11 protein-coding genes are annotated in these 12,360 nt (G+C 60.2%); 5 read left to right on the forward strand and 6 right to left on the reverse strand.

Features of this window, described 5'->3' with window-relative positions:
• Positions 1-23: 23 nt before the first annotated feature.
• Complete coding sequence (locus HDC30_RS09075; RefSeq protein WP_183782461.1) at positions 24-845, reverse strand: aldo/keto reductase; 822 nt, start codon at positions 843-845, stop codon at positions 24-26.
• Between the two features lie 178 nt (positions 846-1,023).
• Positions 1,024-2,172: an aldose epimerase family protein gene (locus HDC30_RS09080; RefSeq protein WP_183782464.1), complete on the reverse strand. Its 1,149-nt coding sequence runs from the start codon at positions 2,170-2,172 to the stop codon at positions 1,024-1,026.
• Positions 2,173-2,406: 234 nt separating this feature from the next.
• Here HDC30_RS09080 and HDC30_RS09085 point away from each other — a divergent pair, with 234 nt between their 5' ends.
• The 3 genes from HDC30_RS09085 to HDC30_RS09095 all read left to right on the forward strand — a co-directional run bounded on the left by HDC30_RS09085 (position 2,407) and on the right by HDC30_RS09095 (position 5,563).
• Positions 2,407-3,156, forward strand: coding sequence for a hypothetical protein (locus tag HDC30_RS09085; protein WP_097087767.1), 750 nt, complete (start codon positions 2,407-2,409; stop codon positions 3,154-3,156).
• Between the two features lie 176 nt (positions 3,157-3,332).
• A complete protein-coding gene (locus HDC30_RS09090; RefSeq protein ID WP_183782467.1) occupies positions 3,333-4,547 on the forward strand; it encodes an MFS transporter in 1,215 nt (404 codons plus the stop codon).
• A 230-nt stretch (positions 4,548-4,777) separates the two neighbouring features.
• Positions 4,778-5,563 (forward strand): sulfite exporter TauE/SafE family protein, encoded by a 786-nt coding sequence (locus HDC30_RS09095; protein ID WP_064586898.1) that lies wholly within the window; start codon positions 4,778-4,780, stop codon positions 5,561-5,563.
• An 80-nt stretch (positions 5,564-5,643) separates the two neighbouring features.
• On the opposite strand, the gene HDC30_RS09100 is transcribed toward HDC30_RS09095, so the two are convergent.
• Positions 5,644-6,117 carry a GNAT family N-acetyltransferase gene (locus tag HDC30_RS09100; protein ID WP_183782470.1) on the reverse strand — a complete coding sequence of 158 codons (474 nt, stop codon included), beginning with the start codon at positions 6,115-6,117 and terminating at the stop codon, positions 5,644-5,646.
• Positions 6,118-6,326: 209 nt separating this feature from the next.
• Between HDC30_RS09100 and HDC30_RS09105 the strand changes: the two genes are divergently transcribed.
• Positions 6,327-6,899, forward strand: coding sequence for a DUF4174 domain-containing protein (locus HDC30_RS09105; protein ID WP_027613884.1), 573 nt, complete (start codon positions 6,327-6,329; stop codon positions 6,897-6,899).
• Positions 6,900-7,038: 139 nt separating this feature from the next.
• Here HDC30_RS09105 and ampC read toward each other — a convergent pair whose 3' ends face one another.
• Entirely contained in the window at positions 7,039-8,205 is a 1,167-nt protein-coding gene (gene ampC / locus HDC30_RS09110; protein WP_183782473.1) for a class C beta-lactamase, read from the reverse strand.
• A gap of 160 nt (positions 8,206-8,365) precedes the next feature.
• Between ampC and HDC30_RS09115 the strand changes: the two genes are divergently transcribed.
• The gene (locus HDC30_RS09115) at positions 8,366-9,238 is read left to right on the forward strand and encodes a LysR family transcriptional regulator (protein WP_183782476.1); all 873 of its coding nucleotides are present in this window, start codon (positions 8,366-8,368) and stop codon (positions 9,236-9,238) included.
• 132 nt (positions 9,239-9,370) lie between these two features.
• Here the strand turns inward: HDC30_RS09115 and gudD are convergent, their stop codons facing one another.
• Both gudD and HDC30_RS09125 read right to left on the reverse strand, forming a co-directional pair.
• Entirely contained in the window at positions 9,371-10,714 is a 1,344-nt protein-coding gene (gene gudD / locus HDC30_RS09120; protein WP_096797760.1) for a glucarate dehydratase, read from the reverse strand.
• 34 nt (positions 10,715-10,748) lie between these two features.
• Positions 10,749-12,095, reverse strand: coding sequence for an MFS transporter (locus tag HDC30_RS09125; RefSeq protein WP_115990242.1), 1,347 nt, complete (start codon positions 12,093-12,095; stop codon positions 10,749-10,751).
• Between the last annotated feature and the right edge of the window lie 265 nt (positions 12,096-12,360).

A 12,360-nucleotide genomic window follows, 5' to 3' on the forward strand; every position in this document is an offset into this window, starting at 1 on the left:
AGCCCTCGCCAGCGCCCAGCGACTCAGACCATCGCCAGCCGCTGCTTGCGTTGTGGCGCTTTGAATACCTGGTCCAGCGCCGCCAGATCCCCGGCATCCAGTTGCAACTGCGCCGCTTGTGCATTGAGTTGCACATGTTCCGGTCGCACAGCCTTGGGAATCGCAATCACACCATCCTGACGCAGAATCCACGCCAGCGAAACCTGTGCCGGGGTCACGTTGTGACGAGCGGCAATCTGCTTGAGCACCGGTTCGGCGAGCATCGCGCCGCCCTGGCCGATCGGACAGTACGCCATCAACGGCATGCGCTGTTGTTGGCACCATGGCAGCAAGTCGAATTCGACGCCGCGCTCTTCCAGGTTGTACAGCACCTGATTGGTGGCGCAGGCAGGATTGGCCAGCTCTTCGAGATCATCGACGTCGAAATTCGACACGCCCCAACGGCCGATCTTGCCGTCCTCGCGCAGGCGTTCGAAGGCTTCGACGGTTTCTTCCAGCGGATACTGGCCGCGCCAATGCAGCAGATAGAGGTCGATGTAGTCGGTGTCGAGCCGGCGCAGACTGCGCTCGCAGGCTTGCGGGATGCCTTTGCGGCTGGCGTTGTGCGGATAGACTTTGCTCACCAGAAACACCTGATCACGCAGACCGGCAATGGCTTCGCCGACCACGCTTTCGGCACCGCCCTCGGCGTACATTTCCGCCGTGTCGATCAGAGTCATGCCGAGTTCGATGCCTTGGCGCAGCGCGGACACTTCACGCGGGTGCGCCGAGCGATCTTCGCCCATGCGCCAGGTGCCCTGGCCGATCACCGGAACCTGCACGCCTGCCAGTTCAAGGGTACGCATTCAAACCTCCTGTGCTGATGGTCATACCTTAGTGGGCAGCAGGATAGCGCAGGGGTTCCAATGGAGGTCGATGAACCTGTGGCGAGGGGATTTATCCCCGATGGGCACGCAGCGCCCCCAAGAAGCAGGGTTGCTGCGCAACCCATCGGGGATAAATCCCCTCACCACAAGGCAAGTGTTATTTCGCGGAGAACTTCAACACCACGCTGTGGCTGTAAGTCTGCCCCGGATCGAGACGCGTGCTCGGGAAGTCCGGCTGATTCGGCGCATCCGGATAGTGCTGCGTTTCCAGGGTAAACGCACCCCAGTGCGGATAGACCTTGCCACCCTTGCCCTTGACCGTGCCGTCGAGGAAGTTACTGGTATAGAACTGCACACCCGGCTCGCTGGTGAACAGCTGCAAATGCCGCCCTGACTGCGGATCGCTGACCTCGGCGGCGACTTTGCTCACATCACCTTTGGTATCCAGCACCCAGTTGAAATCGAAGCCGCCCTGTTTCGGCTCGGCGAATTTCAGCTGTGGGTGATCGGCCTTGATGTGCGTACCAATGGCGGTGGGTTTGGTGAAGTCCATTGGTGTGCCGGCCACTGGCGCCAGTTCGCCGGTCGGGATCAGTTTGTCGGTGACCGGGGTGTAATGGCTGGCGTGCAAGGTGGCCACCTGCTTGAGGATGTCGCCATTGCCGGCGCCGGCGAGGTTGAAGTAGCTGTGGTTGGTCAGGTTGAGCACGGTCGGTTTATCGGTGCTGGCCTTATAGTCGATGCGCAACTCGTTGCTGTCGGTCAGGCGGTAGGTCACTTCGGTGGTGAGATTGCCGGGGAAGCCCATTTCGCCGTCCGCCGACAGATAGGTGAGGGTCACGCCGACGGAATCCTTGTCCTTGGTTTCCTGCGCTTTCCAGACCTTCTTGTCGAAACCCTGAGTACCGCCATGCAAGGCGTTGGACTTGTCGTTCTGCGGCACCTGATAGCGCTTGCCGTCGAGTTCGAACGCGCCGTCCGCGAGTCGATTGCCGAAACGGCCGATGGTCGCGCCGAAATACGCTGTGCCTTTCTGGTAACCCTGGACATCGTCGAAACCGAGCACCACGTCAGCGGCTTTGCCGTGTTTGTCCGGCACCAGCAGCGATTGCAGGGTGGCGCCGTAGGTGATGACGGTCGCCTGCATGCCGTGACTGTTGCGCAGGATGTATTGCTCGACGGGCGTGCCGTCATTGGTTTTTCCAAAGGCTTTGTGTTCGGCGCTGAGGCCGGCCGCGTTGGCGGAGAGGGTGGCGATCATCAGGGACAGTCCGAGGCCGGAGAGCAGGTGACGTGATTGAAGCATGGTTGACCTTCCTTTTTGTTGTTGTTTTCAAAACAGGGTAATAGTCATGCTAATTGTGGGTTGAGTCAGAATTTATAGCCGGTTAAAGGTTTAGTGCAAATATAAAGTCATACTAAATAGTTGCCGAAGGTCGGGAAATCGTGCCAGCGCTGCACTTTTCCGGATTCGGCGGCTCTATCCATGGCCAGGATGCGGCGACGCCCGCCGCACAGGAATGCGCCCGTTCGAGAATTCATGCCGAGAGTTTTTCACCCGATCGCCCGATTTTTTCGCCGCCCGTGCCTGCTGCTGGCCTGTCTGTCATCGCTGTTTGTCAGCGGTTGCACGCACCAGACCGGCAACGGTTTCATCGCTCAGATGCGTGACGGTCAACCGCAGGAATTTCTGCAGACCAGCGTCGATCGCATGGCCACGTTGGCGATGCGCGACAACCTCAACAGCCTTTATCGCCTGATGGGCAAGCTGTATTTGCGCAACCCGGAAGAACTGCGCAAGTCGGGCTTCCTCGACATCAACACGGCGGTGAAACAGGTGCGCCTTGCCGTCGAGCAGCAGCAACCGTTACCGGTGTTGGGCGGGCGCAAAGATCTGGCGGCGCTCAGCTATGCGATGAGTCCGGAGTTTCTCGGGGATCGGGTCGGTGCGTTCATCTATGCCATCGGCAGCATGCTGGTCACCGCCCACGGCAATCGCATCGAGTTCTACATGACCGATGCAATCAACCCGACCTTCGTCCACAACGCCGCGCGCAACATCGAAAAAGCCACATGGATTCTGGCCCAGCGGCAGAACAAGGAGGGACAGCCGCTGCTGTTCTCCAACGAAATCTCGGAGGAGGGCAGCAACCTGAGTTTCGCCACCGAGTTCGGCAAGATCGTCGCGCGGCTCGACCTGCTGACGCAGATGCTCGATGAGCGCTACCGGCGCATTGGGTTGAATTACGCGCAGAGCCTGCTGTTCCTGAATTTCCTGCCGGTGCAGTAAGTGCGGAGATCCAATGTGGGAGCGAGCCTGCTCGCGAAAGCGATCTACCAGGCGCTGAATCTCTGATAGATCCACCGCATTCGCGAGCAGGCTCGCTCCCACATTGATCAAATTGTGCGTGGGATTTTTGTATACAATCCATCGCTACTATTGATCCAAAGGGAGCTGCACCTGTCATGACCGACTCCGCAAGCACCGACTTCAACCGTATCGACCGCGTCACCCGTGCAGAAAAACTGCCCTATGCCGCGTTACTGGCGTTCGCCATGACCGGCTTCATCGCCATCCTCACCGAGACCCTGCCGGCCGGGCTGCTGCCGCAAATCGGCGCCGGGCTTGGGGTCAGCGAAGTGCTCGCCGGGCAACTGGTGACGCTGTATGCGCTGGGCTCGATCGTCGCGGCGATTCCGCTGACCGTCGCCACCCGGGGCTGGCCACGGCGGCGGGTACTGCTGATGACGGTTGGCGGGTTCCTGGTGTTCAACACGGTGACCACGTTCTCCAGCCATTACGGCTTGACCTTGGCGTCGCGGTTCCTGGCCGGGATGGCGGCAGGGCTGTCGTGGGGAATCATGGCCGGTTACGCCCGTGGCATCGTGCCGGTGCACCAGCAGGGGCGGGCACTGGCAATCGCCATGCTCGGCACCCCGGTGGCGCTGTCGCTGGGCACCCCGGCGGGGACCTGGCTGGGCAACCTGATCGGTTGGCGCGCTTCGTTCGGGATCATGTCGGCGCTGGCGTTGGTGCTGGCGGCGTGGATTGTGCTGGCGGTGCCGGATCGTCCGGGTCAGGCCAGCGCCGAACGCCTGCCGTTGATGCAATCGCTGCGTCTGCCGGGCGTACGGCCGGTGCTGTTCGTGGTGCTGACCTGGATGCTCGGGCACAACATTCTCTACACCTACATCGCGCCATTCCTGATGCAGGCCGGGCTGGCCGAGCGCGTCGATCTGGTGCTGCTGGTGTTCGGCCTGTGTTCGCTGATCGGGATCTGGATCATCGGCCTGCTGGTGGACCGCTGGTTGCGCTGGCTGACGCTGATCAGCCTCGTGCTGTTTGCCGTGACCGCCCTGGTGCTGGCGCTGATATCCCCGTCGCCGTGGCTGATCTACACCTGCATGGCCGTGTGGGGCCTGTCGTTCGGCGGTTCGGCGACGCTGCTGCTGACAGCCGCGGCGGATTCGGCCGGCGAGCACGTGGACGTGGTGCAAGCGATGCTCACCACCTCTTGGAACGTGGCGATTGCCGGCGGCGGTCTGTTTGGCGGGTTGTTGCTGGATCGGGCGGGGGCGATGTCGTTTCCATGGGCATTGTTGATCCTGTCGCTGATCGCGCTGGCGACGGTGTGGATCAACCGGCATCACAGTTTCAAACCGGGCCGGCGCGTGCATTGATCTACCTGGCACCCTATAACCCCTGTGGGAGCGGGTTTGCTCGCGAAAAGGGCGTGTCAGTCGATAACTACGTGAATGACACACCGCCTTCGCGAGCAAGCCCGCTCCCACTCAGATAAAGGCGGTGTGGCTGGAAGGCATAACGATAGACCGCATCGATATATGTGGTTATATGAAAAATCGCTATGCTGCGGGCCAGATTTTTCCTGTCGTTTTTTCTGGACGTCTTAATGGAATTGGCAAATTTCGGCCTGGTGATTGCCGGGCTGGTGGTGGGTTTTATTGTCGGCATGACCGGTGTCGGCGGCGGTTCGTTGATGACGCCGATCCTGCTGTGGTTCGGTATCAACCCGGCAACCGCGGTGGGCACTGACCTGTTATACGCGGCCATTACCAAATCCAGTGGCGTGCTGGTGCACAAAAAGAACAACAACATCGACTGGGCCATCACCGGCTGGCTGACCCTCGGCAGCGTGCCGGCAGTCGCCATGACCCTGTGGTTTCTCAGCACCCTGCACACCGCGCCCGAGGCGATGAACGCGATCATCAAACAGGCCTTGGGCTTCGTGCTGTTCGCCACGGCGCTGGCGATTCTGTTCAAGAAGCGCCTGCTCGAATTCGCCCACAAACGCGCGGGCGGCAACTACAACCCGAGCGGCGCGCGCCTGAATGTGATGACAGTGATCACCGGGCTGATCCTCGGCACCATGGTTGCCCTAACCTCGATCGGCGCCGGCGCCCTCGGCACGGTCGCGTTGTTCATCCTCTATCCGCTGCTGCCAACCCGGCGCCTGGTCGGCACCGAAATCGCCCACGCCGTGCCGTTGACCCTGGTTGCGGGGCTGGGGCATGCGAGCATGGGCAATATGGATTGGGGCGTGCTGGGCTTTCTGCTGATGGGTTCGCTGCCGGGCATCTGGCTTGGCAGTCACCTGACCGGGCGCATTTCCGATGAATTGCTGCGCCCGTGCCTGGCGACCATGTTGCTGTTGATCGGCTATAAGCTGGCTTTCTGATTTAGGAGCTGCCGAAGGCTGCGATCTTTTGATCTTCGTTTTTACGATCAAGATCAAAAGATCGCAGCCTGCGGCAGCTCCTACGCTGCGGTATGAAGGATGTTGAATTTCATGACGGTCACCGGCAAATCCTCGTAGACCAGATCCTCGACCACCTCCCAACCCAACCCCGCATACAGCGATTGCGCAGCGTCGGTGTACAGATACAACTCAGTCACTCCCAGCGTCGCCGCCTCGGCGACGATCCTGTTGACCAGTTGCGAAGCAATTCCGCGTCCGCGTTCTTCGGCTTTCACGTAGACGCCCGCCAGCCACGGCGTCAGTTGCGGGCGGATCTTCATGTCGCTGTCGATCAGCAGCGCGCCACCGAGCAATCTGTCGTCTTCAATGGCCACCACCACGCTGGGAACCGCACCCTTGCCGCAGGCCGCGCGCATTCGCTCGGTGCGGGCTTCAAGAGTATCGCCGTCACGGAATTCGCCCCATTCCTTGAAATTGAGCGCAGCCAGTTCCTCAATCAAATGGGGGTGATCGCAAAGGTAGTCGATGTGCATGGGTTGAACTCCATTTCGTGGGCAGAACGACCACCCTAATGCGCTCATAAAAGGTAATCAAATCCGCGTCACGATTACGCCGATGCGGTTGCGCAATGACGCGGCTGACCTAAGCTTCTGACAAGGCGAAACATATTTGCCGGGCACGACCCCGGAACAATCGCCGCGATGCGCAATCATTAGAGCGTGGATATCAAAAGGAGATGCGCATGCTCATCAGGTCACTGACCCTGACACTCTTGCTGGCGATTGCCGGCCCCTTGTTCGCCGCTGACAATGACTCGCCCATAGCCGGGGATATGGGACGGGCCCGACCGTTGATCGTGATCGCCCAAAGCACCGTCGACCCGGTGTGGGTGGGGTTGAAAAAGTCGCTGGAAGATCCGGCGAACAAGAAGGGCGTCGCCGACCGCAACATCAAGGTCTACACCATCCTCAATATGGCCGGACAACTCGATGGCAAGGATCTCGGCCAGCAAGACACCATGGCTTTGCTGCGGTCGCTGAAACTCGGTGCCGGCGCGTATCCTAAAGTGTTCCTGCTGGGCAAGGACGGCGAAACCAAACTGTCGGCTTCTGGCGATGAAGCGAAATCGGTGGACCTGAAGAAAATCTTCGACACGGTTGACGCGCTGCCGGCCAGCGAAAAGGAAATCAGCGCACCGACGGTCGCTGAAACCAAGGCCACCGCCGCCGAACCGGCAGCCAAGAAAGGCGAGAAGGGCGCCAAGGCGAGCAAACCGGCGAAACCAAGCAAACCACCGGAAATGCCGGATGACTGATGGCATGGCCTGAATCAAAAAAAATGGGCGACCTCTGCAGGTCGCCCATTTTTATTGCCCGCCCAAAAAGATCGCAGCCTGCGGCAGCTCCTACATGGGATCGGTGTAGGAGCTGCCGAAGGCTGCGATCATTTGATTTTCAGTCGGCTAAAGCGCTGAGGATCGTGTGAGCAATCTTCACCCGCTCCGGAATCGGAAAGTTCTTGTTCGCCAGAATCACCACGCCGACATCCTTCGACGGCACAAACGCCACGTAGGTCCCAAAGCCACCGGTAGAGCCGGTCTTGTTGATCAGCACATTTTTCGCCTGCGGTTGTGGCGGGGTCAGCCATTGCACCTTGTGCGGCTGCATGGCCATTTCCGTGCTGTTGCCAGCCAGCAAGCGGTCGAGGCTGATCGGGTAACGGTACATTTCCCAACCCAGGCCCTGGGTCATGTCGCCGACGCTGTAATAACCGGTGTGGGTGTTGGCAATGGCTTGTTGCAGCGGCGTTTCAAGGCTTGCCGGTTTCAGGTTGGCCTGCACGTAACGCAGCATGTCGGCGGCGCTGGTTTTCACGCCGTAGGCTTCTGAATCCATGGCGCCCGGGGTGACGCGCACCGGTTGGTTGTTTTTGTCGTAGCCCTGCGCGTACAGGCTCATTTGCGCTTTCGGCACCTGCAGGTAAGTGTGTTGCAGGCCGAGTTTCGGCAGCAGGGTTTCGCTCATCGCCTGATCATATGACTGACCGAGGGTCTTGGCGGCCAGATAACCGAACAGGCCCAGGCTCGGGTTGGAATACAGGCGCTGGCTACCGGCCGGGAAGCTCGGTTTCCACTGTTGGTAGTAGCCGAGCATCTTCTCCGCCGAATCCCACTGGCCAGGGAATTGCAGCGGCAGGCCGCCGGCGCTGTAGGTACCCAGTTGCAGCACGCTGATGTTGTCGAAAGCGCTGCCCATGAGTTCTGGCCAGATCTGGCTGGCCTTGGTCGACAGGTCCAGCTTGCCCGTCGCCTGCGCATAGCCGGCCAGGGTCGCGGCGAAGGTTTTGCTCACCGAGCCGATTTCGAACAGGGTGTTTTCGCTGACTTTCTGCCCCGTGTCCTTGGCGGCGACGCCGTAATTAAAGTAATGCGGTTGGCCGTTGATGGTGATGGCGACGGCGAGGCCGGGGATGTTCTGCTGCTGCATCACCGGGGTGACGGCTTTGTTCACCAGCGCTTGCAGTTGCTCGTCGCCGGGTGTGGCGGCCATGCAAGCGGTGGCGCCGAAAAACAGGCCGAAAGCGCTGCAGGAAATGAATTTGCTCGGGGTGATGAAGGACATGAGTGAACCACTCTCCATGAGTGTTGAGGGTGATATCCCGCTACACTGCGGGCGATTTTGTTGTTGGGCAGCTGATCAGCGCCGACAATTTAGGCAGTCTGGCACTCGTCGACAAACGATGATATTTCGGATGAGCCATTAGAAAAATTTGGGACCAGGCATGATTCGACCTCAACTGCCGCTCAATGCACTGCGCGCGTTCGAAGCCTCGGCGCGGCATCTGAGCTTTACCCGTGCCGCCGTGGAGCTGTGCGTGACTCAGGCGGCGGTGAGCCATCAGGTGAAAAGCCTCGAAGCGCAACTCAACGTCACCCTGTTCAAACGCCTGCCCCGCGGGCTGATGCTGACCAGTGAAGGGGAAACCCTGTTGCCGGTTTTGACCACGTCGTTCGATCATATCGCGCAGATGCTCGAGCGGCTGGCCGGCGGTCAGTATCGGGAAATGTTGACCGTGGGTGCCGTCGGAACCTTTGCGGTCGGTTGGTTGCTGCCACGGCTGTCAGACTTTCAGGCGAAACATCCGCTCATAGATTTGCGACTGTCGACTCACAACAACCGGGTCGACGTCGCCGCCGAGGGGCTGGATTACGCGATTCGTTTTGGCGCCGGGGCGTGGCACGGCATCGAGGCAACGCGTCTGCTGGATGCGCCACTGTCGGTGTTGTGCGTGCCGGAAATTGCCCGGCAGTTGCATACCCCGGGCGATCTGCTGCAACAGCGCTTGCTGCGTTCCTATCGCACCGATGAATGGCCGGAATGGTTTCACGCCGCCGGCCTGGCGACCCACGCGGCGCCGCCGCAAAGCATTGTGTTCGACTCATCGCTGGCGATGATGGAGGCCGCGCTGCAGGGCAGCGGGGTGGCGTTGGCACCGCCGCTGATGTTCGCCCGGCAACTGGCGGCGGACGTGATTCGTCAGCCGTTTGCGATTGAAATCACCACCGGCAGTTATTGGCTGACGCGCTTGCAGTCACGGCCGGAGACGGCGGCGATGACGGCGTTCAAAAACTGGCTGCTGCAAATCTCTGCCTGACACAAATCCCCTCCTGTGGGAGCGGGCTTGCTCGCGAAGGCGGCGTGTCAGTCAACTCAAATATTGACTGATGCACCGCCTTCGCGAGCAAGCCCGCTCCCACAGGGACGGCAGTGGACTGCAAATCAGAATTCAGCGCACCAGACACGGCCGCTTGTTATCGAACGTCCACCCCGGTATCAAAAACTGCATCGCCACGCTGTCATCCCGCGCGCCGAGGCCCATGCCTTTGTACAGCTCATGAGCCTTGGCCAGTTGATCCATATCCAGCTCCACCCCCAGCCCAGGTTTCTGCGGCACTTGCACGCAACCGTCGACAATTTGCAGCGGAGCCTTGGTCAGGCGCTGGCCGTCCTGCCAGATCCAGTGCGTGTCGATGGCGGTGATGTCGCCCGGTGCCGCCGCCGCGACATGGGTGAACATCGCCAGCGAAATATCGAAGTGGTTGTTGGAGTGTGAGCCCCAAGTCAGGCCCCACTCATGGCACAACTGCGCGACACGTACCGAGCCTTGCATGGTCCAGAAGTGCGGGTCGGCCAACGGAATGTCCACCGACTGCAACTGAATGGCGTGGCCCATCTCGCGCCAGTCGGTAGCGATCATGTTGGTCGCCGTCTTCAGTCCGGTAGCGCGGCGGAACTCGGCCATGACTTCGCGCCCCGAGTAACCGTTTTCCGCACCGCACGGGTCTTCGGCGTAAGCCAGCACCTTATGTTGATCGCGGCACAGGCGGATCGCTTCTTTCAGTGACCAGGCGCCGTTCGGATCAAGCGTGATACGCGCCTCGGGAAAGCGTTCGGCCAGTGCCGTCACGGCTTCGATTTCCGCGTCGCCGCTAAGCACGCCGCCCTTGAGTTTGAAATCCTGGAAACCGTATTTCGCCTGCGCCGCTTCGGCCAGACGCACCACCGCCTCGGCGCTCATGGCCTTCTCGTGACGCACGCGGAACCAGTCGTTATCGGCGTCCGGTTCGCTGCGGTAGGCGAGGTTGGTCTCGCGTTGATCGCCGACATAAAACAGATAACCGAGCATCTTCACTTGATCGCGTTGCTGGCCTTCGCCGAGCAGCGCCGCGACCGGTACGTCGAGGTGTTGCCCGAGCAAGTCGAGCAGGGCGGCTTCGAGTCCGGTGACCGCGTGGATGGTGATGCGCAGGTCGAACGTCTGCAGGCCACGGCCGCCGGCATCACGCTCGGCGAAGGTCTGGCGCACCTGATTGAGGATCTTCTGATAGTTGCCGATTGTGCTGCCGAGCACCAGGCTGCGAGCATCCTCCAGCGTCTGGCGGATGCGCTCGCCACCGGGCACTTCACCGACGCCAGTGTGGCCGGCGTTGTCCTTGAGAATGACGATATTGCGGGTGAAAAACGGCCCGTGGGCGCCGCTCAGGTTGAGCAGCATGGCGTCGTGGCCGGCCACGGGAATCACCTGCATTTCAGTGATGATTGGCGCTTTGGCAGTGTCGTGTGCGGTCATGTTTTTATCCTAGTCAGCATCTTTAAAAAGGAAGTCATGCGTGCTTTGGCGCGGCCTCGGCCACGGCGAGGTCAGCAGCGGGTTTCGGGGTGGTGCGTGCAGCGAAGACGATGATCGCGGCGATGATCGAAGTCGCGGCCAGGCCATAGAGGCCGCCCTGAATCGAGCCGGTGTGTTCTTCGAGCAGGCCGAAGGTGGTCGGCGCGACGAAGCCGCCGAGGTTGCCCACCGAGTTGATCAGTGCGATCACTGCCGCGGCGATCCGTGCATCCAGATAGGCCTGCGGAATCGGCCAGAACAACGATGAGGCGGACTTGAAACCCAGCGCGGCAAAACAGATCGCGACAAAGGCGAAAATCGGCCCGCCGGTGGTGGACATGAACATCCCTGCTGCGGCGATCAACAACGCGGTGGCGACCCAGGCTTGCTGGTGCTTCCACTTGGCCGAGAAAGCGGCGAAGGCGTACATGCCGACGATCGACAGCAACCACGGGATCGAGTTGAACAGCCCGACCTGGAAGTCACTCATCTCACCCATTTTCTTGATGATGCTCGGCAGCCAGAACGTCGCGGCGTAGATCGTCAGCTGAATGAAAAAGTAGATCAGGCAGAACAGGATGATTTGCCGGTCCTTGAGCAGTTTGCCCATCGATGGACGGATCGGCGTCGCGGCTTCGCGGGCCTTCTGTTCATCGTCGATGGCGCTGACCAGTGCGTCCTGTTCGGCGCGGGTCAGCCATTTCGCGTCGTGGGGTTTGGCGTCGAGCCAGAACCACACAAACACGCACAGCCCCACGGAAAACATGCCCTCGATGAAGTACATCCATTGCCAGCCGTGCATGCCGAGGCCGTTGATCTGCAAGAGCAGGCCGGACAACGGGCCGGAGATCAGCGAGGCGACTGCCGAACCACTGAGGAAAATTGCAATCGCCTTGCCGCGTTCGGCGCCGGGTAGCCAGCGCGTGAAGTAGTAGATCACCCCGGGAAAGAACCCGGCTTCGGCCACGCCGAGCAGAAAGCGCAGGACGTAAAAGTGCGTTTCGTTCTGGATGAACGCCATGCCGGCGGCGACCAGGCCCCAGGTGAGCATGATGCGGGTCAGCCAGATACGCGCGCCGACTTTCTGCAAAAGCATGTTGGACGGCACTTCGAACAGCGCGTAACCGATGAAGAACAGACCGGCGCCGAAGCCGTAGGCGGCAGCCCCGATGCCCAGATCATGTTCCATGTGAGTGCGGACGAAACCGATGTTCACCCGGTCAATGTAGTTGACGATGAACATGATCACGAAGAGCGGCAGGACGTGGCGTTTCACTTTCGAGATGGCGGACGCGAGTGTCGAATCGACGCCCTCGTTCATCCCGGAGACGGAGGTTTTCACTTGGTTTTCTCCCACTGATTATTTTTATGCGGGGTAGGGCTGGGTGTTGCGTTGTTGATAGACATCATACAACTGAGATTTTTTGTCCTACAAGTGGGGGGGAGCGATTAAATTTGTCTGGTGGGTAGATTTCTTATTTCTTTTTAGTGATTTCCCCCCCACCCCCCGTTTTTATTGGGATAGATTGCTTGTGTCAGACGCGTTCCATGGTTTTTCATGTCAAGGTTCAAACAGATCAGCCACCGTGCCTACTCCGGTTTTTTTT

The organism is Pseudomonas sp. JAI115 (assembly GCF_014200835.1).
GTDB classification, from domain to species: domain Bacteria; phylum Pseudomonadota; class Gammaproteobacteria; order Pseudomonadales; family Pseudomonadaceae; genus Aquipseudomonas; species Aquipseudomonas putida_A.